This window comes from Streptomyces dengpaensis (assembly GCF_002946835.1).
Classification (GTDB): domain Bacteria; phylum Actinomycetota; class Actinomycetes; order Streptomycetales; family Streptomycetaceae; genus Streptomyces; species Streptomyces dengpaensis.
Map to the genome: position 1 here is coordinate 6,560,475 of NZ_CP026652.1, position 25,143 is coordinate 6,585,617.

Sequence of the window (25,143 nt, forward strand, 5' to 3'; positions counted from 1 at the left end):
ACGGCTGCCCCGCGGGCACCCCAACCGGCGCTCCCGGTGACAGAGTGGAACGTATGGCCTCCACCTCAGATACCACCGCCGGTACGAGCGCCCACTCAAGCGCCGAGGGACCCCACCCCGCCGTCCCGTACGGCACCCCTGAAGCACCCCGCATCGCCGTCTGCGGCGAAGCCCACCTCGAAGTCGACCCCGAAATCGCCCGCATCGGCATCACCGTCACCGCCCGCGGAACCAACAGACGAGACGCCCTCACCGACCTCACCCGCCGCAACGCAGCCGCCCTGGACCTGGTGAAAACCTACGGCGACGCCGTCGAACACGTCGAAACCGGCGCCTTCTCCATCAGCCCCGAACTCACCAAACACGGCCACGGCGAACGCATCCGCGCCTACCACGGCCGCGTCCACATCACCGCCGAACTCACCGACTTCACCGCACTCGGCGAACTCACCACACGACTCGCCGACATGGAACTCACCCGAGTCGACGGCCCCTGGTGGGCACTCCGCCCCGACTCACCCTCCCACCGCCAAGCCCGCCAACAAGCCGTCCACGAAGCCGTCCAACGCGCCCGCGAATACGCCGAAGCCCTCGGCACCACCCTCACAGCCCTCGTCGAACTCGCCGACATCGGCGCCGAAAACCCCCAGCCCTACCCCGCCGCCACCGGCCGCGCCATGCGCTCCATGGCCTACGCCGAAGCCGCCCCCGACGAAGCCGCACCCCTCGACCTCGAACCCCAACGCCAACACGTCTACGCCCAAGTCAACGCCCGATTCACCATGGCACCACCCCGGCTGTAGATAATTCCACGCTCATCAGAGCAGCCATACGCACAATTCAACACTTGTCAATAACCCTTCACGCAAAGGTTGTTGAGTAGACATGCACGACCAATTCTCTACCCGCCGGTAAGGCCTAGGCTCAAACCATGCGCCGAGCAAAGATCGTCTGCACACTGGGCCCCGCCACCGACTCGTACGACCAGATCAACGCCCTGGTCGAAGCCGGAATGGACGTAGCCCGCTTCAACCTCAGCCACGGCACCTACGCCGAACACGAGGAGCGCTACCAGCGCGTACGCAAGGCCTCCGACGAGACCGGCCACAGCGTCGGCATCCTCGCCGACCTTCAAGGCCCGAAGATCCGACTCGGCCGCTTCACCGAAGGCCCCGTACTCCTTGAACGCGGAGACACCTTCACCATCACCGTCGAAGAAGGCGCCGAAGGCGACCGCCACACCTGCGGAACCACCCACGCAGGCCTCGCAGCCGACGTCACCAAAGGCGAACGCATCCTCGTCGACGACGGCAAAGTCTGCCTCGAAGTCACCGACGTCGACGGCCCCCGCGTCCACACCGTCGTCATCGAAGGCGGCATGGTCTCCGACCACAAAGGACTCAACCTCCCCGGAGTCGCCGTCTCCGTCCCCGCACTCTCCGACAAAGACGAAGCAGACCTCCGCTGGGCCCTGCGCATGGGCTTCGACGTCATCGCACTCTCCTTCGTCCGAAACGGACGCGACATCGCCGACGTCCACCGCATCATGGACGAAGAAGGCCGCCGCCTCCCCGTCATCGCCAAAGTCGAAAAACCCCAAGCCGTCGACAACATCGACGACATCGTCGCCGCCTTCGACGGCATCATGGTCGCCCGCGGCGACCTCGGCGTAGAAATGCCACTGGAACAAGTCCCCATCGTCCAAAAGCGCGCCATCAAACTCGCCAAACGCAACGCCAAGCCCGTCATCGTCGCCACCCAAATGCTCGACTCGATGATCGACAACTCCCGCCCCACCCGCGCGGAGGCATCGGACGTCGCGAACGCGGTGATCGACGGCACGGACGCCGTGATGCTGTCGGGCGAGACCAGCGTAGGCAAGTACCCCGTCGAGACGGTCAAGACCATGGCCCGCATCGTCGAAGCGGCCGAGGAAGACATCCTCACCAACGGCCTCCCGCCCCTGACCGAACGCAACAAGCCCCGCACCCAGGGCGGCGCCGTAGCCCGCGCAGCGGCCGAGATGGGCGACTTCCTGGGCGCCAAATTCCTCGTCGCCTTCACCCAGTCGGGCGACACCGTCCGCCGCCTGTCCCGCTACCGCTCCCCGATCCCGCTCCTGGCCTTCACCCCGACCCCGGAAACCCGCTCCCAGCTGAACCTGACCTGGGGCGTCGAAACCTTCCTCGGCCCCCACGTCGACTCCACCGACGCCATGGTCCAGCAGGTCGACGAACTCCTCCTCAAGTACGGCCGCTGCCAGAAGGGCGACATCGTGGTGATCACGGCGGGCTCACCGCCCGGAGTCTCCGGCTCGACGAACCTCGTACGCGTGCACCACATCGGGGAGGACGACAGCCCTATGTAGGCCGGGGCCAGCGGACGCGGCAGACGGAGTTGTCGGGGAAGACCGCGCGCATCGCTTGCTCACAGTCGTCCATGAGGCCAGGCCACGATTCGGCGCAGGTGATCATGAGGTTGGGCACGCGGTGCTCGGAGTAGCGGCTGATGTGGCCATCCCCTAAATACAGGCCGAGCAGGTAGCTGTATGCGGGCTCGTCCAGCTCTCGTCCGTCACACTGGGGACACTTCGGGTCGTGCTTTCCTGGGCACTCGCCACGTTTCGCTCGGTCCATGTGCTTCCAGTAGCCGACCGTGCCGAGCGGGACGTTGAACGTCCGCGCCATATCCGCGTTCCTCGCGCCGCCGCGCAGCAGCGTGAGCGCCTGCTGTCGAACCTCAGTTCCGTGAAAGATCATGCGGCCACTCTGTGTCACTGATCGTGACCGTGTGCAGCAAAAAGCGGATGTTCACGAGAACGTGGACATCCGCTTCTGGTTCAAAGGTGCCCGGTGTGGGATTCGAACCCACACGCCCAAAAAGGGCACGGCGGTTTGAGCGCCGCGTGTCTCGCCTGTTCCACCAACCGGGCTGGTCGTGTAGCTGCTCGGAAGCATACCGGGTCACCGCAGCTCGCTGCAGCTAGGTAGGCTCTGGAGCAGCAGTACATGCCCGGCCCGTAATGAGGAGCCCCCGTGACCGCCCCCGAGTCGCCCCAGCCCGTAGACGCGCCCGACGACGACAAGGCGCACGTGCCTCCGCTGACGACCCGTGTTGTCATCGCTGAGGACGAGGCGCTGATTCGTCTCGACCTCAAAGAGATGCTGGAGGAGGAGGGCTACTCCGTCGTCGGTGAGGCGGGTGACGGTGAGGAGGCCGTCGAGCTGGCCCGGGAGCACAAGCCGGACCTCGTGATCCTTGACGTGAAGATGCCGAAGCTGGATGGGATCTCGGCGGCGGAGAAGATCGCCGAGGAGTCCATCGCTCCGGTGCTCATGCTGACCGCGTTCTCGCAGCGCGACCTGGTGGAGCGTGCGCGTGACGCGGGTGCGATGGCGTACCTGGTGAAGCCGTTCAGCAAGAGTGACGTCGTACCGGCGATCGAGATGGCGGTGTCGCGGTTCACGGAGCTGAAGGCGCTGGAGAAGGAGATCGCGGATCTCTCGCAGCGGTTGGAGACGCGGAAGCTGGTGGACCGTGCGAAGTCGGTGCTTCAGACGGAGTACGGGCTGACTGAGCCGGCTGCCTTCCGGTGGATTCAGAAGACGTCGATGGACCGTCGTATGTCGATGCAGCAGGTTGCTGAGGCGGTCATTCAGGACGCTCAGGAGAAGAAGTCCTCGAAGGGCTAGTCCCGGCCCCAAGATCGGCGAGAGGCCCGCACCCCGGCGAGGGGTGCGGGCCTCTTCGTGTGACCGTGCGGCCGTTCGGCCACGGGGGCCTAGTCCTCGCCGAGGTAGGCCTTCCGTACGGATTCGTCGTGCAGGAGGTCCTGTCCGGTGCCGGAGAGGACGATGTTGCCGACCTCCATGACGTGTCCTTGGTCGGCGAGGGAGAGCGCGGCTTGGGCGTTCTGCTCGACGAGGAGGATGGTCGTGCCGGAGGCTTTGAGCTCGGTGATGGTGGACATGATCTTCTGCATCATGATCGGCGAGAGGCCCATGGAGGGTTCGTCGAGCATGAGCAGCTTGGGCTGGGACATGAGGGCGCGGCCCATGGCCAGCATCTGCTGTTCGCCGCCGGAGAGGGTTCCGGCGGCTTGCTTACGGCGTTCGCCCAGGATGGGGAAGAGGTCGTAGGCGCGCTGGATGTCCTTCTCGATGCCTGCCTTGTCGGTGCGCAGGAAGGCTCCGAGTTGGAGGTTTTCGGCGATGGTGAGCCGGGGGAAGATGTGGCGTCCCTCGGGGGAGTGGGCGAGGCCGAGGGCGACGATTTTGTGGGCGGGGACGCCGCTGAGTGGTTGTCCGTCGAAGAGGATGCGGCCGCTGTTGGGCTTGAGGAGTCCGGACAGGGTGCGCAGGGTGGTCGTCTTGCCGGCGCCGTTGGTGCCGATGAGGGTGACGATCTGGCCTGCTTCGACGGTGAAGGAGATGCCCTTGACGGCTTCGATCTTGCCGTAGGCGACCTTGAGGTCTTCGACCTCCAGCAGTGCGGTCACTGGGCGTTTCCTTCCTTGCGGGTGCTGCTCTGCGCGTCGTCGGCGTCGGACGCGTCGGAGGACTCGGCGGCGTCCGAGGCCTCTGCGGCGTCCGTCGCCGCTGCCTCTGCCGCCTCCGCGGCTTCGACTTCGGCGACTTCCTCGGCGCCGGGGGCGCCTTCGAACGGTTCGCCGAGGTACGCGGCGATGACGCGTTCGTCGCCCTGGACGACTTCCGACGTTCCCTCGACGAGCTTTTCGCCCTGGACGAGGCAGGCGACGCGGTCCGAGAGGTTGAAGATGAAGCGCATGTCGTGCTCGATGACGAGGACGGCGATGCCCCTGTCGCGGATGGCGAAGACCAACTCTTCGGTTGCCCGTGTTTCTTGGGGGTTCATGCCGGCGGTGGGCTCGTCGAGCAGGAGCAGTCCCGGTTCGCTGGCCATGGCGCGGGCGATTTCGAGCTTGCGCTGTTCGCCGTAGGGGAGGTTGCGGGAGAGGTGGTCGGCCTTGTGGTCGAGGCCGATGAACTCCAGCAGTTCCATGGCGCGTTCGCGGGAGGCCGCTTCGGCTTTGCGGAAGCCGGGGCCGCGAAGGAGGGCGGACCAGAGGCCTTCCTTGGTGCGGGTGTGGCGGCCGACGAGCACGTTTTCGAGGACGGTCATGTTGGAGAAGAGGCGGATGTTCTGGAAGGTGCGGGCGATGCCTGCGCTGGTGACCAGGTGTGGTTTGGGCGGCAGGACGGTGCCTTTGTAGGCGACCTTGCCCTCGGTGGGGATGTACAGGCCGGTGAGGCAGTTGAAGAAGGTGGTCTTGCCCGCGCCGTTGGGGCCGATGAGGCCGACGATCTCCCCGGTGTTGACGGTGAGGTCGACGCTGCGTACGGCGGTGAGGCCGCCGAAGCGCATGGTGACGCCGGTGGCTTCGAGGACGGGGGTGGTGGCCGTGGTGGTGGTCATGTGGGTCACGCCCCTGCCTTGGTGACGCCGACGGTGGTGTCGGGCAGGCCTTGTTCGGGGATGTCGAGTTGGCCGGTCTCGTGGAATTCGAGTTGGCGGCGGCGGTTGGCGATGATGCCTTCGGGGCGGAAGCGCATGAGGATGACGAGTGCGATGCCGAAGGCGAGGAGCTGGTACTCCTTGAGGAAGCTGAGCTTCTCGGGGAGGAGGTAGAGCAGGGTGGCGCCGAGGATGGGTCCGTTGACGGTGCCCATGCCGCCGAGGACGACGGCGGCGAGCAGGAAGGCGGAGTTCGGGGGCACGGAGCCGGCGAACTGGTACGGGGCCGGGTTGACGCTGTAGCCGACGTGGGCGCTGACGGTTCCGGCGAGGCCTGCCAGTGAGGCACCCAGCGCGAAGGCGATGAGTTTGACGCGGAAGCCGTTGATGCCCATGGCGGTGGCGGCGGTTTCGTCTTCGCGGATGGCGATCCAGGAGCGGCCGATGCGGGAGTCGGCGGCGCGGTTGAAGACGATCACGACGAGCGCGGTGATGAGCAGCATCAGGAGGAAGTAGTTCGCGAATCGGCCGAGGGTGATTCCGCCGCCGACGTCGTGGCTGCTTCCGAAGTTGAACCCGAAGATGTTGAGGTCGGGGATCATGGAGATGCCGTTGGGGCCGTTGGTGATGTTGGGCCCGGAGGAGCCGTCCATGTTGTTGACGGCGATGCGGAAGATTTCTCCGAAGCCGAGGGTGACGATGGCGAGGTAGTCGCCGCGCAGTCGCAGGGTTGGGGCGCCGATGAGGACGCCGAAGACGAGCGATGCGGCCATGCCGGTGAGCATGGCGGCCCAGAAGGGGAATTGGACGCCGGAGAAGCGGGAGAACTCGGAGCCGGAGACGAGGGCTGCGGCGTAGGCGCCGACGCCGAGGAAGGCGACGTATCCGAGGTCGAGGAGTCCGGTGAGGCCGACGACGATGTTGAGGCCGAGGGCGACGGTGGCGACGACGAGGATGTTGACGCCGAGGTTGGCGTTGTGTTCGTCGTTTTCGACGAAGGGGAAGATGGCCGCGGCGAGGAATGCCATGGAGGTGGCGAATCCCTTGTGGCGGGCGTTGAGTTGGGCGAAGCGGTCGAAGAGTCCGGCGGTGAGCAGGGCCCAGGCGCCGAAGACGACGAGGAGGAGGTAGCCGAGGAACGTTTCGCTTGCTTCGGGGTCGACGCCGATGCCGTAGGTGAAGACGATGAGGGCGGTGGCGGTGGCGGCGGTGATGACGAGGCGTTCGCCCCAGGCGGGGAGTTTGGCGGCCGGGGGGATGGTGTCCGGCTTGGTGACGTAGTCCTTGAAGGTGTCGCCGGGCTTGGGGAGTGCGAGGGCGCCGATGAGGGCGGTCAGCGAGCCGACGGCGGCGATGTAGGCGCCGGGGTCGAGGGCGATGAGGCCCTTGAGGTCGACGGCGATGGCGATGGCGCTGAACCAGCTGACGGCGAACGCGGAGGCGGCGGCGAGGACGACGGGCTGGGTGGCGCCTGCGGGGTTGAGCCAGCCGAGGCCGCGGATGTTGAAGAGGGTGAGGGCGTAGAGAAGGGTGAGGGCGCCGGCGACGAGGTCGAGGGTCTGGAGTCCGGCCGGGGAGCCGTAGTAGGTGAGGTCCCCGGGGAAGTCGGACGAGTAGGTCCAGGCCATGAAGGTGCTGGCGATGGTGGCGATGGCGCCGATGGCGATGAGGGCGCGGGCGGCGGTCTGCGGGAGTGCGATGAGGCCGCGGGCGTTGGTGGTTTCGGTGGTTGCCATGGTGCTCACGCCCTGTCCGCGACGCGTTCGCCGACCAGGCCTTGTGGTCTGAACAGCAGTACGAGGATGAGGAGGACGAAGGCCCAGACGGAGGCCCAGCCGCCGCCGCCGAGCTGCTGCATGCCGGGGATGCCGTCGATGTAGCTGGTGGCCATGGTTTCGGCGAGGCCGAGGACGAGGCCGCCGATCATGGCGCCGTAGATGTTGCCGATACCGCCGAGTACGGCTGCGGTGAAGGCTTTGAGGCCCATCTGGAAGCCCATGTCGTATTTGATCTGTCCGTAGCGCAGGCCGTAGGCGACGGCGGCGATGGCGGCGAAGAGGCCGCCGATCGCGAAGGCGATCACGATGATGCGGTTGGTGTCGATGCCCATGAGCTGGGCGGTGTCCGGGTCCTGTGCGGTGGCCTGCATGGCGCGGCCGGTGCGGGAGAAGCTGACGAAGAGGGCGAGGGCTGCCATGCAGAGGGGGGCGGCGATGATGACGAAGACGGAGCCGCTGCTGATGCTGATGGAGCCGAGGTGCCAGGGGCCGAAGTCCAGTTGCGGGAAGTTGCGGTCGGTCTTGGCGTCCGGGTACGCGTTGAAGACGATCTGCTGGAGTGCGAGGGAGAGACCGATGGCGGTGATGAGGGGGGCGAGGCGTGGTGCTCCGCGTAGTGGTCGGTAGGCGAAGCGTTCGGCCCCGACGGCGATGAGGACGGCGACGAGTCCGCCGCCTATGAGCATCGCTGGGAGGGCTATCCACATGGATGTGCCGTCGGGCAGGACGTAGAAGTAGACCGTGAGTGCGCCGAAGCCGCCGGTCATGAAGATCTCGCCGTGGGCGAAGTTGATGAGCTGGACGATGCCGTACACCATCGTGTAGCCGATGGCGATCAGCCCGTACATCGAGCCGAGGAACAGCCCGTTGGCCAGCTGCTGCGGCAGGGTGTTCACCGCATGGCCTCCATGTGGTGGGGAGAGTGTTGAGCAGGGCGTATGAAGCGGGCCGCGCGGTGACGTGTGGTCTTGGCCGCGCGGCCCTGGGGTGGTGCTGGGGGCCTGTCCAGCGGATCAGACCGGGGCCGCGGGGTCTGGCACGCACATCTGCGGCGTTGTCGTTGGTCGCCGACGCTCCGCGTCGACTCCCTCCTCCGCCTTGCAGCTGCACGCACCAGACCCCGCTCACCTGTGCCTGTCAGGCACCGTGGCCTGGAGTCGGCCTGATCCGCCGGACAGGCCCCGCGGCGTGAAGGGCTTAGCCGTTGAACGTGCCGCTCTTGACGGCCTTCCACTCGCCCTTGACGACCTGGTAGACGGTGAGCTGCTTGTTGGTGGTGTCGCCGTATTCGTCGAAGGAGACGGGTCCTGCGATGCCGTCGAACTTGGTGTTCTGGACTTCGGCGACGATCTGGGCGCGGGCGTCGTCGGGGACCTTGCCGTCCTTCACGACGTTGCCGATGGCCTTGATGATGGCGGTGGCGGCGTCGTAGGAGTAGCCGCCGTAGGTGCCGTAGTCGCCCTTGAGGCCGGAGGCCTTGTACTTCTTGATGAAGTCGGCGGCGGAGGGCAGGGAGTCGACGGGCTGGCCGACGGAGGTGACGAGGTCGCCTTCGGAGGTCTTGCCGGCGGTCTCGATGTAGGTCGGGGTGAACATGCCGTCACCGCCGAAGAGCGGGATCTTGGCTCCGCCGTCCTTGAGCTGCTTGGTGAGCTTCTCGGACTCGTCGTACTGGCCGCCGTAGTAGACGAGGTCGGCCTTGGAGTTCTTGATCTTGGTGACGAGGGCGGAGAAGTCGGTGTCGCCGGTGTTGACGTGGTCTTCGCCGGCGACCTTGCCGCCGGCCTTGGTGAAGCCGGCCTTGAAGAGCTTGGCGAGGCCGGCGCCGTAGGTCTGCTTGTCGTCGACGACGAAGACCTTGCGCTTCTTGAGCGTGTTGTAGGCGTAGTCGGCCGCGAAGCCGCCCTGGAGGGCGTCGGTGGTGGCGGTGCGGAAGTACGTCTTGAAGGGGCGCGTCTTCGATGTCTGCCAGTTCTTGCCCTGGGTGAGCTCGGGCGCCGTGTTGGACGGCGAGATCTCGACCAGGTTGGCGGTGGCGAAGACCTGCTGCATCTGGGTGGCGACGCCGGAGTTGAGCGGGCCGACGACGCCGAGGACCTTCTCGTTCTGGACGAGCTGGGTGGCGTTCTGCTGGCCGCTGGCCGGGATGGCCTTGTCGTCGAGAGCGAGGACCTTGAAGGTCACGCCGGGGACGGTGTTGTTCTTGTTGGCGTCGTCGACGGCGATCTGGACGCCGCCCTGGATGCCGAGGCCCGTGGCGGAGTTCTGACCGGTCAGCGGCGCGTCGACGCCGATGATGATTTCGGTCTTCTTGCTGCTCTCGCTGTCCCCGCCCTCATCGCGCGATCCGCAGGCGGTCAGCGTGAGTGCTCCCGTGGTGAGCACGGAGGTGAGTATGACCAAAGAACGGTGTCGCACGTTGAATCCTCTCCCTGGCGCGGTCCCTCATGGTGAGGGCCGTGTGTCTCGCCGGGCCGTACTGGGTGAAACAGGCAGTGCAGCAGACGCGCCCGGCGGCGCGGTGACTGGCCGTGACTATAAGCGCAGGTAAGGGGAGTGGGGAGGAGCGCGGGGAAGGCTGTGACGCTCTTGTTATGCGGTGGGTGTCCTGGCGTTGCGCGGGCTTGAGGAGCGGAGGATTTCGGAAGACCGTCCTGGGGTGACTGCGTGTTCGCATCGTGAGAACGCCCTGTTCCGGTTCATGGGGTGGAGGGGTTTTCGGCCATGACGGCGGTGGGGGCGGGGCGTTGTGCCGGTTGCGGCGCGGGGGTGCCGTGGCGTGAACATTGCTTTATTACGCCAGAGGTAACGGACTGTTACCTTCGTGTGAGGTCGCGCCAGGGGTCCCGGGCGGGGGAGGTGGGTGCGGGAGAGCCCTGGTGGGGGAAGCAGTGGGCGCGCAGGTCGGTCCACAGGTGGTGCGGGTAGGTGCCGCCGAAGACGAAGCTTTGCTGTTGCTGTGAGTTCTTGTTGCTGAACAGCAGGTCGAGGTGGGGGAGTTCGAGGGCGGGCGGCAGGTCGGCGCACTTGTATACGGAGATGCTGACGGTGATGAGGCGGGGCGATCCGGTCTTCACTGTCAGTGGCAGCGGGGGTGTGGTGGTGGCGCGCAGCGTGGGGAGTCCTGCGCCGATTTGGTGGATGGTGACGGGGCTGCCGCGGGCGACGTCGACCGTGAATCGGTAGGTCAGGGGGGTGGGTGCTCGGCCCTGGTAGTGGAGGGTGGTGACGCCGGCGGGCCAGGGGTAGGGGTTCGGGGTGGCCTGGGTCGCCGGTGCGGGGCGAAGCGCGAAGAAGGCGGCGGTGGCGGCCGCGGCGACGATCAGGGCCTGGGCGATGCGGCGGCGGGAGCGAGGGAGGGCGGCCCAACGGGCGGTGGCGGGTGAGGATTTCGACCACAGCAGGTCGGTCGGTGCGTTCTGGTGGGGGCCGTCGGTGTCATCGGGGTGGTACGGCTCGACGGGCCCGATGCCGGTCATGCTTCACGCTATGCCGGGGGGTGGGGCTTTGCCAATGGGGGGTGGGGGCTGGGGAGTTGGCCGCCGTGTGGGGCCGGCGGCCGAGGGGTGTGACGTGCGTTGCGGGTGTCAGGTCGTGGGGTGTCAGCTCGCGGTTTCGGGTCGTGGGGTGTCAGGTCGCGGGGTGTCAGCTCGCGGGTGCGTCCTTGAGGACGCAGGTGAGGCGAGCGCTGCAGACGCGCTTGTCGTTCTCGTCGGTGATGACGATCTCGTACGTCGCTGAGGTGCGGCCGCGGTGTACGGGGGTGGCGACGCCGGTGACGAGGCCGGAGCGGACTCCGCGGTGATGGGTGCAGTTCAGGTCGACGCCGACGGCGATCTTGGTGCTGCCGCCGTGGAGCATCGCGCCGACGGAGCCGATGGTCTCGGCGAGGACGGCGGAGGCGCCTCCGTGGAGGAGACCGTAGGGCTGGGTGTTGCCCTCGACGGGCATGGTGGCGACGACGCGGTCCGCGGAGGCCTCCATGATCTGGACGCCCATACGGGTGCCGAGGTGGCCCGCGGAGAACAGGGCGGGCAGGTCGACGCCGAGGGCCGCGTACTCGTCGATGACCTCTTGCGGAAACTTCACGGTGTGCTGCTCGCCCATGGGGCCCGACTCCGTTCGTCGTGGATCGTCTGGTCGTCGATCACTTCGTGGTGTGGATCTCTCTGACTGAGCAAACGCTCAGTCGGTCGCGGATTGTTCCAGACGTACGACGACGGACTTGCTGGTGGGGGTGTTGCTGGTGTCGGCGGTCGCGTCCAGGGGGACGAGGACGTTGGTCTCCGGGTAGTAGGCGGCGGCGCAGTCCCGGGCGGTCGGGTAGTGCACGACGCGGAAGCCGGGCGCGCGCCGCTCGGTGCCGTCCTGCCATTCGCTGACCAGGTCGACGTACGAGCCGTCCGCGAGGTTCAGCTGGTGCGCGTTGTCGGGGTGCACGAGGACGACGCGGCGGCCGTTCTTGATGCCGCGGTAGCGGTCGTCCAGGCCGTAGATGGTGGTGTTGTACTGGTCGTGGGAGCGCAGGGTCTGCAGCAGCAGGCGGCCCTCGGGGAGCTGCGGGTACTCGACCGGTGCGGCCGTGAAGTTGGCTTTGCCGGTGGCCGTGGGGAAGCGGCGCTCGTCGCGCGGGGCGTGCGGGAGCGTGAAGCCTCCGGGGCGGCCGGCGGAACCGGTCACGCGCGCGTTGAAGTCGTCGAAGCCGGGGATCACGCGCGCGATGCGGTCGCGGATGGTCGCGTAGTCCTTCTCGAACTCCTCCCAGGGCGTGCGGGACCCCTCGCCGAGGACGCGGCGGGCGAGGCGGCAGACGATGGCGGGCTCGGACAGCAGGTGGGTGCTCGCGGGCTCCAGGCGGCCGCGTGAGGCGTGCACCATGCCCATGGAGTCCTCGACGGTCACGAACTGCAGGCCGCTGCCCTGCAGGTCGCGCTCGGTGCGGCCGAGGGTGGGCAGGATCAGGGCACGCGCGCCCGTGATCGTGTGCGAGCGGTTCAGTTTCGTCGACACGTGCACGGTGAGGCGGGCGCGGCGCATGGCCGCCTCGGTGACCTCGGTGTCGGGGGAGGCGGACACGAAGTTGCCGCCCATCGCGAAGAAGACCTTCGCCTCGCCGTCGCGCAGGGCGCGGATGGCCCGTACGACGTCGTAGCCGTGCTTGCGGGGCGGGGCGAAGCCGAACTCCTGCTCCAGGGCGTCCAGGAAGGCGGGGGCGGGCCGTTCGAAGATGCCCATCGTGCGGTCGCCTTGCACGTTCGAGTGACCGCGCACCGGGCATACGCCGGCGCCGGGGCGGCCGATGTTGCCGCGCAGCAGAAGGAAGTTGACGACTTCGCGGATGGTCGGCACGGCGTGCTTGTGCTGGGTGAGGCCCATCGCCCAGCACACGATGGTGCGCTGCGAGGCGAGGATCATCCGCAGGGCCTCGTCGATCTTCTCGCGGGTGAGGCCGGTCGCGGTGAGGGTCTCGTCCCAGTCGGCGGTGCGGGCAGCGGCCGCGAACTCCTCGTATCCGTGGGTGTGCGCGCGGATGAACTCCTCGTCGACCGCGCCCTCCGTCTGAAGGATCAGCTTGTTGAGGAGGCGGAAGAGGGCCTGGTCGCCGCCGAGGCGGATCTGCAGGAACAGGTCGGTGAGGGCGGCGCCCTTGAGCACGCCCCGGGGGGTCTGCGGGTTCTTGAAGCGCTCCATGCCCGCTTCGGGCAGCGGGTTGACCGTGATGATCTTCGCGCCGTTGGCCTTGGCCTTCTCCAGGGCGGAGAGCATCCGCGGGTGGTTGGTGCCGGGATTCTGTCCGGCCACGATGATCAGGTCGGCTTGGTAGAGGTCGTCGAGGAGGACGCTGCCCTTGCCGATGCCGATGGTCTCGGAGAGGGCGGAGCCGGACGACTCGTGGCACATGTTCGAGCAGTCGGGCAGGTTGTTCGTGCCGAGCTCGCGGGCGAACAGCTGGTAGAGGAAGGCGGCCTCGTTGCTGGTGCGGCCCGAGGTGTAGAAGAGGGCCTCGTCGGGGGAGCCGAGTGCGGCGAGCTCCTCGGCGACGATGTCGAAGGCGCGCTCCCAGGTGACCGGCTCGTAGTGGCCGGCGCCCTCCGCCAGATACATGGGGTGGGTGATGCGGCCCTGCTGGCCGAGCCAGTAGCCGCTGCGGGTGGCGAGGTCGCTCACGGGGTGTGCGGCGAAGAAGTCCGGGGTGACCCGGCGCAGGGTGGCCTCCTCGGAGACCGCCTTCGCGCCGTTCTCACAGAACTCCGCCGGGTGCCGGTGATCCGGCTCGGGCCAGGCGCAGCCCGGGCAGTCGAAGCCGTCCTTCTGGTTGACACGCAGCAGGGTCAGCGCGGTGCGGCGCACTCCCATCTGCCGCTGTGCGACGCGCAGGGTGTGGGCGATGGCGGGCAGTCCGGCGGCGGCGCGCTTCGGCTCGGCGACGTGCGGCGCGTCCTGAACCGGATCGCTTTTCGGCGGCTTGCTGGCCATCGCTGAACCCCTTCACGTGCCCACGTCGTTGTGTGTCTGCTCGTACGCGCTGTGTGTCCGCTCGTACGTCTTCGATCCTTGCACGCGGTGCTGACAACGCCGGTGGCGGGCCGGAGGGCTCCTGCCGGCGACCGTTGGGGCGGACGGGAGGGCTTGTGCGGGGCTTGGGGTGGGCGGACGGGAGGGCTTGTGCTGGGCCGGAGGGCTCTCGATGTCAGTGGGCCGTGGCAGGATCGGGGGCGTGGCAGAAACAGCATCGAAGAAGACCGAGAAGACCGCAGGTACGGGCCGTCCGCGCCTCATGCTCATGGACGGGCACTCGCTGGCGTACCGCGCGTTCTTCGCGCTGCCCGCGGAGAATTTCACGACCGCGACCGGCCAGCCGACGAACGCGATCTATGGTTTCGCGTCGATGCTGGCGAACACGCTGCGCGACGAGGCGCCCACGCACTTCGCGGTGGCGTTCGACGTCTCGCGCAAGACGTGGCGCTCGGAGGAGTTCACCGAGTACAAGGCGAACAGGTCGAAGACCCCGGACGAGTTCAAGGGGCAGGTCGAGCTGATCGGCGAGCTCCTCGACGCGATGCACGCCCAGCGGTTCGCGGTCGACGGCTTCGAGGCCGACGACATCATCGCGACGCTCGCCACGCAGGCCGAGGCCGAGGGCTTCGAGGTGCTGATCGTCACCGGCGACCGTGACTCCTTCCAGCTGGTGTCCGAGCACACGACGGTGCTGTATCCCACGAAGGGCGTCTCGGAGCTGACGCGCTTCACCCCGGAGAAGGTCTTCGAGAAGTACGGGCTGACGCCGGCGCAGTACCCCGACTTCGCGGCGCTGCGCGGCGACCCGTCCGACAACCTGCCGGGCATCCCCGGTGTCGGTGAGAAGACGGCCACGAAGTGGATCAACCAGTTCGGTTCGTTCGCGGAGCTGGTCGAGCGCGCCGACGAGGTCAAGGGCAAGGCCGGGCAGAACCTGCGCGACCACCTGGAGTCGGTGAAGCTCAACCGCCGTCTCACGGAGATGGTCACGGACGTCGAGCTGCCCAGGACGGTCGCCGACCTGGAGCGCGCCGCGTACGACCGCAAGTCCGTGGCGATGGTCCTGGACACCCTGGAGATCCGCAACCCGTCGCTGCGTGAGCGGCTCCTCGCCGTCGATCCGGGGGCCGAGGAGGCCGAGGAGGCGCAGCCGGTCGCCGAGGGTGTGGAGCTCGACGCCTCGGTGCTGGGCGCGGGCGAGCTGAAGCCGTGGCTCGCCGAGCACGGCAAGGAGGTCCTCGGCGTGGCCACGGTCGACGCGTGGGCGCTCGGGGCGGGCGCGGTGGCCGAGGTCGCGCTCGCCGCCGCGGGCGGAGCGGCCGCCTGGTTCGACCCGTCGCAGCTGGACGAGGCCGATGAGAACGCGTTCGCGGCGTGGCTGGCCGACCCCGAGAAGCCCAAGGTCATGCACAACGCCAAGGGCGCGATGCGGGTCTTCGCCGAGCACGGCTGGTCCATCGAGGGCGTGTCCATGGACACCGCGCTCGCCGCCTACCTGGTCAAGCCGGGGCGTCGCTCGTTCGCGCTGGACGCGCTGTCCCTGGAGTACCTCGGCCGGGAGCTGGGGCCGGCCGCCGCGGCCGACGGCCAGCTCGCCTTCGGCACGGACGACCAGGCCGAGGCCGAGGCGCTGATGACGCAGGCCCGTACGGTCCTCGACCTGGGCGAGGCGTTCGGCGAAAAGCTCCAGGAGGTCGGCGCGGCCGATCTGCTGCGCGACATGGAGCTGCCCACGTCCGCTCTGCTGGCCCGCATGGAGCGGCACGGCATCGCGGCGGACAAGGCCCACCTGGAGGCCATGGAGCAGATGTTCGCGGGCGCGGTGCAGCAGGCCGTGAAGGAGGCGCACGCCGCCGCTGGGCACGAGTTCAATCTGGGCTCGCCCAAGCAGCTCCAGGAAGTCCTCTTCGGCGAGCTGGCCCTGCCCAAGACGAAGAAGACGAAGACGGGTTACACGACGGACGCGGACGCGCTGGCGTGGCTGGCGACGCAGACGGAGAACGAACTGCCGGTGATCATGCTCCGGCACCGCGAGCAGGCGAAGCTGCGCTCGACGGTCGAGGGCCTGATCAAGACGATCGCGGCGGACGGCCGTATCCACACCACCTTCAACCAGACGGTGGCGGCGACGGGCCGCCTCTCCTCCACGGACCCGAACCTGCAGAACATCCCGGTCCGTACGGACGAGGGCCGTGCGATCCGCCGCGGCTTCGTGGTCGGCGAGGGCTTCGAATCCCTCATGACCGCGGACTACAGCCAGATCGAACTGCGCGTGATGGCCCATCTGTCGGAGGACGAGGGCCTGCTGGAGGCGTTCACGTCCGGCGAGGACCTGCACACGACCGTCGCCTCCCAGGTGTTCTCCGTGGAGCGGTCCGCGGTCGACGCGGAGATGCGGCGCAAGATCAAGGCGATGTCGTACGGCCTGGCGTACGGGCTGTCGGCCTTCGGCCTCTCCCAGCAGCTGAACATCGACGCGGGTGAGGCCCGTGCGCTGATGGACACCTACTTCGAGCGCTTCGGAGGCGTACGGGACTATCTGCGCCGCGTGGTCGACGAGGCGAGGGCGACGGGCTACACGGCGACGCTCTTCGGCCGCCGCCGCTACCTGCCGGACCTCAACAGTGACAACCGGCAGCGCCGTGAGGCGGCCGAGCGGATGGCCCTGAACGCCCCGATCCAGGGCACGGCGGCGGACATCGTCAAGATCGCCATGCTGAACGTGGACCGGGCGCTGCGCGAGGCGCGCCTCAACTCCCGCATGCTCCTCCAGGTCCACGACGAAATCGTCCTGGAGGTCGCCCCGGGCGAGCGCGCCAAGACCGAGGAGCTCCTCCGCCACGAAATGGCGTCCGCCGTCCAACTCCGGGCTCCGCTGGACGTGTCCGTCGGGCACGGGGCGGACTGGGAGTCGGCGGCGCACTAGGTTCCGGCGTTGCGGCGGGGGGCTTACCGCCGGACGGTAAGTCCCCCCGGCCGCAGCAACGGTGCGCGATCCGCCGCGGCGGGATCCGGTGACGCGGGTCCGGCGGCGCCGGACACGGGCGGCAGCCCGCAGGGCAACCCCGGCACGTACCGGCCGGTCCCGAGGCACGGCCGGTCCCGAGGCACGGCCGGTCCCGAGGCACGGCCGGTCCCGAGGCACGGCCGGTCCCGAGGCACGGTCGGCTCCGAGGCACGGCCGGCCCCGAGAGACACGGCCGGCCCCGAGTGCCACCCCGCACGGAGGTACCCGTCACCCGCGTGGCCCCCGCAAAAGCGCCCCCCGCCCAGGGCGGCCGTAAGGATGCGGGCATGGGTATACGCATGCTCCACAGCCGTACGGCGGCAGCCACAGCCGTCGTCATCGCGGCGACAGCTGTCGTCTCGGCGCTGCTCGCGCCGATACCCGCGGTCGCCGCGGAAGCCAGCACCGCCCAGGTGCCTCCGGTCTGCAGCTCCACCCGTGACCCCGACCTCGCCGCCCGGATGTCCAGCGACATCCAGGCGGCGCTGTCGTCTCGCGAGGGCACCGTCTCCGTGGCGGTGCACGACGACGACACCGGCCTGACCTGTGCCCTCGCCAGTGAGCGGCAGTACGACTCGGCGAGCGTCGCCAAGGTCACGATCATGGAGGGCACCCTGCGCCGGGCGGAGGAGCTCGGCCGCAAACTCACCACCTGGGAACAGGACAACATCCGCCCCATGATCACCGTCTCGGACAACGCCTCCGCGATGCGGCTGTGGACCGACCTGGGCCACACCTACCTGAGCCGCTTCCTGGCCCGCGTCGGGACGAAAGGCACCGTCCTCGGCCCAGGCGGCTACTGGGGCCTGACCCGCACCACGGCCGACGACCAGATGCGGCTGCTGGACGTGCTCACCAACGCCGGCTCGTTCCTGAAGACCCGCGCCCAGGGCCTGAAGCTGATGAGTGAGGTCCGCAGCGACCAGCGCTGGGGCGTGCCCGCCGGCATGCCGACCGGTCTCACGGCCCAGGTGAAGAACGGCTGGCTGCCCCGGGCCACACACGGCTGGCGCGTGCACAGCGTCGGCGCGTTCACGGGCACCAGCCGCACGTACCGCATCGTCGTCCTGTCGCACGACAACCCGACGATGGCGTACGGGGTCCGCACCATCGAGCGCATCGCACAGGCCGTGCACCGCGGCCTCAACCAGGGCCGCGGCCGGGTCCAGAGCCCCACTCCGGAGGGCGCGATCAGCGAGCGGTCGGACGGCTCGGCTCCGTATGATCCGCTGCCGGGCTGGGACGAGCCGGAGCCGGACGCCACACCCTGACACCCACGGCGTAGAGCCCGAGGCCGAGGACCAGGCCCGCGCCCGCGCCGAAACACAGCGTCGGGATCAACTCCCAGGGCTTCGCGCTGGAGCCCCAGTAGTCCCACCAGCGCGAAGCCCGCTGCACTGCGCCCACCAGCGCGCAGCAGCCGATCACGGCACCGGCCAGCCACCGGTCCGCAGCGGACAACACCGGCACGCCCACGGGTCCGCCGGGGCGCGTGTGGCGCAGCGCGACGGCCACGAAGGCCACAATCACGACGGCGGCCACCGCCGAACCCCCGTACTGCAGGTACCAGTACAGCGGCGAACCCGCGATGTCCCGCCCGAGGACGGGGAAGAGCCGCATACCCCACCGGTCGAGATGTGTGAACGCGTCCCACACGACATGGGTCAGCGCGCCGAGGGCCGCGGAGATGTACCACCACCGCGCCGTCGACGGACGCAAACGTTTACGTGCCGCACCGCAGCGCAGCAGAGCCGCCGGGCGCCCCTGCCGGCCCCGCGGCAGCAGTGCCACCAGCGGTTCGCGCAGCACCAGCCAGGCGCCCACGAGGGCCCAGGTGATGAGCACGTCGATGGTGAACACGCCGGTGAAGGAGTGCGTGAAGGTGCCGAACTCCATCGCTCCGGGCAGCGCACTTGCCGCGTAGTAGGTCATGTCGGGAGCGAACGAACCGGCCACGAGGACGGCGGGAACCAGCCGGCCGCGCCCGCTTCCGTCACCGCGTACGGCCGGCAGTACGGCCGCGGCATGACTGAGAGTGAAGGGCAAGTCGTCCCCCTATGGCTGATGTTGGGCGGTTGTGTCGGCGCCGGTGATCGATGACGCCCAGTATGAGAGACGTGTGAAAACGGCCGAGGGGGCTACTCGGGGTCGGTGTTCCGTGCGCAACCGCACATGGCCAACTGGTGAAAACCGGGCGCGAACGGGTCCCTGCGCGACGGAAGTTGTCGTAGGGTCACCTGGGTTACCGTGCTGGGGGCGCGGTCGAACGCCAGCAGGAATACGCACGAAGAAGCGCGTGACGAAGCGTGCGAGGAAACGTACCGAGAAGCGCACAAAGAAGCGCGGAAGCGGTCGTCCACGGGAGGGGTTCACTCAATGGCGGCGCATTTCGGCAGGCGGCTGCGCAAGGGGGCGGCGACCACCGCCGTGGCCGCGGTCGCGGTCGCGGCCCTGTCCGCGTCCCAGGCCCCGGGTGTGGCCACCGACGAGCACGGCAGACAGACGGCCGGCTCCGAGGCCACCCCCGACCCGAACAGCGACGACACCGCTACCGGCAACTCGCGCTACTACACGGACCTCCCGCCGCTCGACAGCCCCAACCCCTCGCCGACCACCGGCACGCCCGTCGCCCAGGGCGACGCCGAAGCGGGCATACCCGCGACCGTCCTCGATGCCTACAAGAGGGCCGAGGCGTCGCTGCGCGAGTCCAAGCCGGGCTGCCACCTGCCCTGGCAACTCCTCGCCGCCATCGGCAAGGTCGAGTCGGGCCAGGCCCGCGGCGGCCGCGTGAACGCCGACGGCACGACGTACTCGCCGATCCTGGGCCCGGTCCTCAACGGCAACGGCTTCGCGCACATCAGCGACACCGACAACGGCGCGTACGACGGCGACTCCACGTACGACCGCGCGGTCGGGCCGATGCAGTTCATCCCCTCCACCTGGGAGTGGGCGGGCCGCGACGCCAACGGCGACGGCAAGAAGGACCCCAACAACATCTACGACGCCGCGCTCGCCGCGGGCCACTACCTGTGCCGTTTCGACCACGACATGTCGGTCCGGGCGCAGATGAACGCGTCGATCCTCAGCTACAACAACTCGACGGAATACCTCCACACCGTCCTGTCGTGGCTGGAGTACTACCGCAGGGGCACCCATGAGGTGCCGGACGGCACGGGCACGCTGCCGTCGCACGACAGCGACGACAACGACGCGGCGAGCCCCAGCCCGACGCCGCCCGCGACCACGCCGCCGAACTCCGCCGAGCCGGGCGGCAACGGCCCGGCGAGTCCCAGCCCGAGCCCGCCGGCTTCGCCGCAACCGACCCCGCCGCAACCGACTCCGCCGGGACCCACCCCGCCGCCGACGACACCGCCCACCCAGACGCCCACCGAGACGGTGCACCACCTCGAGGACGCGGGCACCGCGAAGCTCACCGCCACGGCGGGCGGGACGTTCGCCGAGAAGATCGCCGTACGCACCGAGACCAGGACCAGCCAGGCCGTGGCGAAGGTCCGGGTGCGGTTCACGATCATCGGCGACGACACGGACGCCACCTTCACCGGCGGCGAGAGCGTCGCCACCATCGTCACCAACAGCAGCGGCACGGCCACCGCGCCCGCGCTCGTGGCCGGGGAGAAGACCGGCGACTTCACGGTCCGCGCCACCGTCGTGGGCCGCACCCTGGCAGGGCTCGACTACACGGCGACCGTCACCCCGCGCCAGGCCGACACCCTCACCCGCACCAGCGACACGGAACTGACCTGCGTGCCGGGCGGCGAATTCGCCGGCCAGGTCGAGGTGAAGGCCACCTACAAGGGCGCCGCCGCGGGCAAGGTCGCGGCCACCGCGACGCTCATCAAGTCGGCGGACGACGCGACCGAGAACGACAAGGGCCCGTACTTCAAGGACGCGGACGGCAAGACCGTACGCACCCTCACGGACCTCACCACGGACGCCGACGGTCTGCTGAAGCTGCCGAAGCTGTACGCGGACGACACCAGCGGCACGTTCCTGCTCCGCATCAACACCACGGGCGGCGCGACGCTGACGGTCGAGCTGAAGGTGGCGGCGGCCCCGGCCACGTCGTAGTCCATTCCCGCGGACGTGTCGCCGTACGTCCGCAGGCCCGTACGAGCCTTAAGGGCGCCCCTCCGTTTCCGGCGGAGGGGCGCCCTCGTCTGTGTGCGCGACGTGTTCTCATCTCGCTCCGCCGTTGCTACGGTGCCGGACCTGACGATGTATCAGCTCCTGGTCCTCGGGAGGCCCGCATGCGTGCCCTCATCGCCGCCGCGACCGGTCTCGCCGTCGCGCTCGCTCTGGTGCTGACGATCACCGCCATGGGCTCACCGGCGGGCAAGACGTCACCGGAGCCGCTGCTGACGACCGTGCCCGCACACCCGTAGTCCGCAGGGAGGGACGCCGAGATGCGCCGCAAGGCAAGCCTGATCCTGCTCGCCTTCGCCGTGTTCCTCACGGCGCTGTCCCCGCTGCTGCGCTGGTACGCCTTCCCGCGTCTGGCGAAGATCCCCGCCAATCAGTACCAGGACATGGTCCTGGAGGCGAAGGACCCGGTCCTCCTCGACTACGGCACCATGAAGGCCAGGAAGGTCCCCAAGGTCACCATCGTGCAGACCCTCAAAGGCAACGTCGAGGCCTCCGAGAAGATCGAGAGGACCGCGGGCCGGGACGTCGTCGTCTGGGACTCCCTCTCCTACGTCCAGGGCCCCGACGGCAAGATGGTCTCCAAGCTCCCCGAGCGCTACATCTTCGACGCGCACAGCCAGGAACCCGTGCACGCCACGGGCGAAATGGTCGACGGCGATCCGGTCACCCGCGAGGGCATCGAGTTCAAGTGGCCCTTCCTGACGGAGAAGCGGGACTACGAGTACTTCGACGCGCAGACGCGGACGGCGGCCCCCATCCACTACAAGGGCACCCAGAACTTCCGCGGAGTCGAGGTCTACTACTTCGAGCAGACCATCCCCTGGACCAAGGTTGCTCTGCCCAAGATCATGCCCGTCCAGGGCATCACCCCGCAGTCGGTCGCCAAGACGGGCACCACCCGCTGGTACACCACGGTCCGCAAGTTCTGGGTGGAACCGGTCACCGGAGCGCCCGTCTACGGCGAGGAGATCCACAAGGAGGAACTCCGCGGCGGCACGCTGCTCGGCGACCGCGACAAGGTGACGGCATTCGCCGGCCACGTGAAGATGCGCGAGGACTACATCACGTACACGCTCGACCTGGTCAAGTCCAACCGCACCCTGGTCCTGCTGATGACGTCGTACCTCCCGTGGGGCTTCCTGCTCCTGGGCACGGCCCTGCTGTCCCTGTCCCTGTACCTGGAGGCCCGGAGCAGGCGTCCGGGCGACCCGGCGACTGCGGAGACCGTGGAACCGGAACCGGTCAACGCCTGAGCCGCGCGTTGGTGTGCCGCGTCGGCTCGGCGGTAGCGGGATCCTCGGGCCATGGATGCTTGGGGTACCGCCCTCGCAACTCGGCCCGTACGGCCTTGTAGCCGTCCCTCCAGAAGGAGGCGAGGTCCGCGGTGACGGCGGCGGGGCGTCCGGCGGGGGAGAGGAGATGGACGAGTACGGGTACGCCGGCGACGGCCGGGGACTCGTGGAGGCCGAACATCTCCTGCAGCTTGACGGCGAGGACCGGCTGTCCGGGATCGCCGTAGTCGATCCGGATTCTGGACCCACTGGGCACCTCGATCCGCTCGGGTGCGAGTTCGTCCAGACGGGTCGCGTCCCCTGTGGCCCAGGGCAGCAGCCGGGTCAGCGCCTGCCCGGCGTCGATGCGCGCCAGATCGGCCCGCCGCCGGGCCCGGCCGAGCTCCGGCTCCAGCCACTCGTCCACGCGCGCGTGGAGCGCGTCGTCGGAGACGTCGGGCCAGGGGGTGCCCAGGTGCAGATGGAGAAAGGCGAGCCGCCGGCGCAGCACCTCGGCGTCGGGGGACCACCGCAACAGACCGAGCCCGTCCTCCCGCAACCCGTCGAGCAACGCGTCTCGTACGAGGCCGGAGCCGCCGTCCTTGACCGGCCGCACCGCCAGCTCCACCGCCCCGAGCCGCTCGACCCGCCGGGCGACGACGTCGCCGTCGGCCCAGCGGACCTCGTCGCCCTCGGCGTGCAACGGCGCCGAGGCCCGCCGCGCCGTGTCCTCGTCCACCACGGCCCCGAGGCGCACGCGCGCGTGCCCGGCACCCACGGGGCGATCGGCCACGGCGACAGCCAGCCAGGGCGCACCCCGCAGAGCGGAACCGTCTCCGACGTCCGCGCGCGTGCCGTTCACCATGAGATAGGACCCACCCTGCGCCCGAGCGACCCGCTCGGGGAACGCGAGAGCGGCGACCAGCCCAACGACCTGGTCATCCCCAGCACCGGCCGATCCACCCACCCGGGGCCCGGCACCGCCGACCGGCCCGCCCTGGCGCGCGGGCGGGGTTTCGCCCACTGTCCCGGCACCGCCGACCGGCCTGCCGTCGCGTGCGGGCCGGCTTTCGCCTACTGTCCCGGCACCGCCCACCTCCCCGGCCCCCGTCACGGCCACGTCCCCCGCCGCCAGCCCATCCCCGCCGAGAGCCTCGGCGCTCGGTTCCCCGGGGAGACGGTCCTGCGCGGGTGGCTGCGCATGGCTCTGCCCCGTAGGCGTGGGTGCCGACGCGGTGCGCAGGCGCCTTGCCTCTGTGCGCCAGCGGGTCGCGTAGGCGTCGCCGCCGCGACGGGCGGTGCGCCAGGCTGCCGCGAGGTCGTCGCCGTACTCGCGGGGCGGCTCCTCGCTCAGGAGGGCGACCACCTCGGCAGCACGGTTGGCGCCGATCGCAGGGGTCGCGTCCAGCAGGGCCCGGGCGAGGCGCGGGTGCAGGCCCAGCCGGGACATGCGGACGCCCCGCTCGGTGGCCCTCCCCGCCGAGTCGACCGCGCCGATGGCCGACAGCACGGCGCGCGCCGCCGCCATCGCCCCACCCGGCGGCAAGTCGAGCAGCGCCAGGCCCGTCGCGTCCGGATCGCCCCAGCAGGCCGCCTGGAGGGCGAACGCCGTCAGGTCGGCCACCTTGATCTCCGGCGCGGGGAAGCGGACCAGACGGGCGTCCTCCGCCTCCGTCCAGCACCGGTACACCGCTCCGGGCGCCTCACGCCCGGCCCGTCCCGCCCGCTGCCGCCCGGCCGCCTGCGATGCCCGTACGGTCGTCAGCGCGCTCAGCCCGCGCGCGTGGTCCACCCGCGGCTCCCGCGCGAGCCCGGAGTCGACGACCACCCGCACTCCGGGAACCGTCAGCGACGACTCCGCCACGGCGGTGGCCAGCACCACCCGGCGGCCGGTCCCCGGAGACAGCACCGCGTCCTGCACGGCCGCCGGTGCCCGCCCGTGCACCTGGAGCACCTGGACCGGACCCAGGTCCCCCAGCTGACCGGCCACCCGAGCGATCTCCCCGACCCCGGGCAGGAAGCACAGCACATCCCCCTCACGCTCGGCCAGCGCCCGCCGCACCAGCGACGCCACATGCGTCAGCAGCGCCGGGTCCACCCGCATCCCGTGCGGTGGCCGTACAGGCCGTACGGGCGGCGCCCAGACCACCTCGACCGGATGCGAGACCCCTTGCGCCTCGATTACCGGCGCGTCGCCCAGCAGCCGGGCCCAGCCTTCCGCATCCGTCGTCGCGGACGCCGCTACCAGCCGCAGCTCGGGGCGGAGAGCGGCCCGTACGTCCAACAGGAAGGCGGCCACGGTGTCGGCGTCCAGATGCCGCTCATGGCACTCGTCGAGCACAACCACGTCCACGCCCGCGAGTTCCTGGTCCCGCTGGAGGCGCTGCAGCAGGACACCGGTGGTGACGACCTCCACGCGCGCGTGCCGGCCGACCACCCGCTCCCCGCGCACGGTGTAGCCGACGCTCTCGCCGACCTTCTCGCCGAGCAGCCACGCCATCCGCCGCGCGGCGGCACGGGCAGCGATCCGCCGCGGCTCGGCGACGACGACCCGGCGCACCGGCCGCCCGTCGTCGAGAAGTCCGGCGAGCGCCAGTGGCACAAGGGTGGTCTTGCCGGTACCGGGCGGCGCCACGAGCACCACGCTGCCCTCGCCCTCCAGAGCGTCGTGCAGACCGGGCAGGGCACCGCGCACGGGCAGCGCGTCCAGGGCGTCGTAACGGATCACGCCCCCAGTCTCGTACGGGCGTCAAACCGGTCGCGTACGAGCCTCACAACGCCGTCCACGCACGCGTGCAGGCCGCAAACGCCTGCCCGCGTGCGTGGCCCGCAGACGCCTGCCCGCGTGCGTGCGCCCGCATACGCCTGCCCGCGTGCGTGGCCCGCAGACGCCTGCCCGCGTGCGTGCGCCCGCATACGCCTGCACACG

Annotated in this window: 18 protein-coding genes, 1 tRNA gene and 1 pseudogene; 8 read left to right on the top strand and 12 right to left on the bottom strand. The window is 69.5% G+C overall.

From position 1 onward, the window contains the following. Window positions 1–53 precede the first annotated feature (53 nt). Both C4B68_RS30190 and pyk read left to right on the top strand, forming a co-directional pair. Window positions 54–803, top strand: coding sequence for an SIMPL domain-containing protein (locus tag C4B68_RS30190; protein ID WP_099506577.1), 750 nt, complete (start codon window positions 54–56; stop codon window positions 801–803). A 128-nt stretch (window positions 804–931) separates the two neighbouring features. Continuing rightward, on the top strand, window positions 932–2,368 hold the full coding sequence (gene pyk / locus C4B68_RS30195) for a pyruvate kinase (protein WP_099506578.1): 1,437 nt from the start codon (window positions 932–934) through the stop codon (window positions 2,366–2,368). A 10-nt stretch (window positions 2,369–2,378) separates the two neighbouring features. Here the strand turns inward: pyk and C4B68_RS30200 are convergent. Together C4B68_RS30200 and C4B68_RS30205 are read right to left on the bottom strand one after the other, a co-directional pair. Then, window positions 2,379–2,759: pseudogene (locus tag C4B68_RS30200) on the bottom strand (helix-turn-helix domain-containing protein); the annotation flags it as partial. An 87-nt stretch (window positions 2,760–2,846) separates the two neighbouring features. Continuing rightward, a tRNA-Leu gene (locus C4B68_RS30205) sits at window positions 2,847–2,932 on the bottom strand. 103 nt (window positions 2,933–3,035) lie between these two features. Here C4B68_RS30205 and C4B68_RS30210 point away from each other — a divergent pair. Continuing rightward, window positions 3,036–3,692: an ANTAR domain-containing response regulator gene (locus C4B68_RS30210; protein ID WP_099506579.1), complete on the top strand. Its 657-nt coding sequence runs from the start codon at window positions 3,036–3,038 to the stop codon at window positions 3,690–3,692. Between the two features lie 89 nt (window positions 3,693–3,781). Here C4B68_RS30210 and C4B68_RS30215 read toward each other — a convergent pair whose 3' ends face one another. From C4B68_RS30215 to C4B68_RS30250, 8 genes are all read right to left on the bottom strand, one after another. Further along, on the bottom strand, window positions 3,782–4,498 hold the full coding sequence (locus C4B68_RS30215; RefSeq protein ID WP_099506580.1) for an ABC transporter ATP-binding protein: 717 nt from the start codon (window positions 4,496–4,498) through the stop codon (window positions 3,782–3,784). Then, complete coding sequence (locus C4B68_RS30220) at window positions 4,495–5,436, bottom strand: ABC transporter ATP-binding protein (protein WP_240634527.1); 942 nt, start codon at window positions 5,434–5,436, stop codon at window positions 4,495–4,497. The genes C4B68_RS30215 and C4B68_RS30220 overlap by 4 nt, the downstream gene beginning before the upstream one ends. Window positions 5,437–5,441: 5 nt before the next feature. Beyond that, on the bottom strand, window positions 5,442–7,211 hold the full coding sequence (locus C4B68_RS30225; protein WP_099506592.1) for a branched-chain amino acid ABC transporter permease: 1,770 nt from the start codon (window positions 7,209–7,211) through the stop codon (window positions 5,442–5,444). A 5-nt stretch (window positions 7,212–7,216) separates the two neighbouring features. After that, window positions 7,217–8,149 carry a branched-chain amino acid ABC transporter permease gene (locus C4B68_RS30230; RefSeq protein ID WP_099506582.1) on the bottom strand — a complete coding sequence of 311 codons (933 nt, stop codon included), beginning with the start codon at window positions 8,147–8,149 and terminating at the stop codon, window positions 7,217–7,219. Between the two features lie 301 nt (window positions 8,150–8,450). Continuing rightward, a complete protein-coding gene (locus C4B68_RS30235; protein WP_180289404.1) occupies window positions 8,451–9,671 on the bottom strand; it encodes a branched-chain amino acid ABC transporter substrate-binding protein in 1,221 nt (406 codons plus the stop codon). A gap of 398 nt (window positions 9,672–10,069) precedes the next feature. Further along, the gene (locus tag C4B68_RS30240; RefSeq protein ID WP_099506584.1) at window positions 10,070–10,732 is read right to left on the bottom strand and encodes a hypothetical protein; all 663 of its coding nucleotides are present in this window, start codon (window positions 10,730–10,732) and stop codon (window positions 10,070–10,072) included. A gap of 166 nt (window positions 10,733–10,898) precedes the next feature. Next, entirely contained in the window at window positions 10,899–11,360 is a 462-nt protein-coding gene (locus C4B68_RS30245) for a PaaI family thioesterase (protein WP_099506585.1), read from the bottom strand. A gap of 78 nt (window positions 11,361–11,438) precedes the next feature. Then, entirely contained in the window at window positions 11,439–13,730 is a 2,292-nt protein-coding gene (locus C4B68_RS30250) for an FdhF/YdeP family oxidoreductase (RefSeq protein ID WP_099506586.1), read from the bottom strand. A gap of 241 nt (window positions 13,731–13,971) precedes the next feature. Here C4B68_RS30250 and polA point away from each other — a divergent pair, with 241 nt between their 5' ends. After that, window positions 13,972–16,698: a DNA polymerase I gene (gene polA, locus C4B68_RS30255; protein ID WP_099506587.1), complete on the top strand. Its 2,727-nt coding sequence runs from the start codon at window positions 13,972–13,974 to the stop codon at window positions 16,696–16,698. 368 nt (window positions 16,699–17,066) lie between these two features. Further along, window positions 17,067–18,050 carry a serine hydrolase gene (locus C4B68_RS30260; protein ID WP_206337094.1) on the top strand — a complete coding sequence of 328 codons (984 nt, stop codon included), beginning with the start codon at window positions 17,067–17,069 and terminating at the stop codon, window positions 18,048–18,050. Here the strand turns inward: C4B68_RS30260 and C4B68_RS30265 are convergent. Continuing rightward, window positions 17,971–18,825: a DUF4184 family protein gene (locus C4B68_RS30265; RefSeq protein ID WP_099506588.1), complete on the bottom strand. Its 855-nt coding sequence runs from the start codon at window positions 18,823–18,825 to the stop codon at window positions 17,971–17,973. The genes C4B68_RS30260 and C4B68_RS30265 overlap by 80 nt on opposite strands. A gap of 330 nt (window positions 18,826–19,155) precedes the next feature. Here C4B68_RS30265 and C4B68_RS30270 point away from each other — a divergent pair, with 330 nt between their 5' ends. The 3 genes from C4B68_RS30270 (at window position 19,156) to pgfA (ending at window position 22,196) form a co-directional block, all read left to right on the top strand. After that, window positions 19,156–20,868, top strand: coding sequence for a lytic transglycosylase domain-containing protein (locus tag C4B68_RS30270; RefSeq protein WP_099506589.1), 1,713 nt, complete (start codon window positions 19,156–19,158; stop codon window positions 20,866–20,868). 179 nt (window positions 20,869–21,047) lie between these two features. Continuing rightward, complete coding sequence (locus C4B68_RS30275) at window positions 21,048–21,182, top strand: SPW_0924 family protein (RefSeq protein ID WP_104880023.1); 135 nt, start codon at window positions 21,048–21,050, stop codon at window positions 21,180–21,182. 21 nt (window positions 21,183–21,203) lie between these two features. Then, on the top strand, window positions 21,204–22,196 hold the full coding sequence (gene pgfA / locus C4B68_RS30280; protein WP_099506590.1) for a cell envelope lipid trafficking protein PgfA: 993 nt from the start codon (window positions 21,204–21,206) through the stop codon (window positions 22,194–22,196). On the opposite strand, the gene C4B68_RS30285 is transcribed toward pgfA, so the two are convergent. After that, window positions 22,186–24,942: an ATP-dependent RNA helicase gene (locus C4B68_RS30285; protein ID WP_099506591.1), complete on the bottom strand. Its 2,757-nt coding sequence runs from the start codon at window positions 24,940–24,942 to the stop codon at window positions 22,186–22,188. The genes pgfA and C4B68_RS30285 overlap by 11 nt on opposite strands. Window positions 24,943–25,143: the final 201 nt, after the last annotated feature.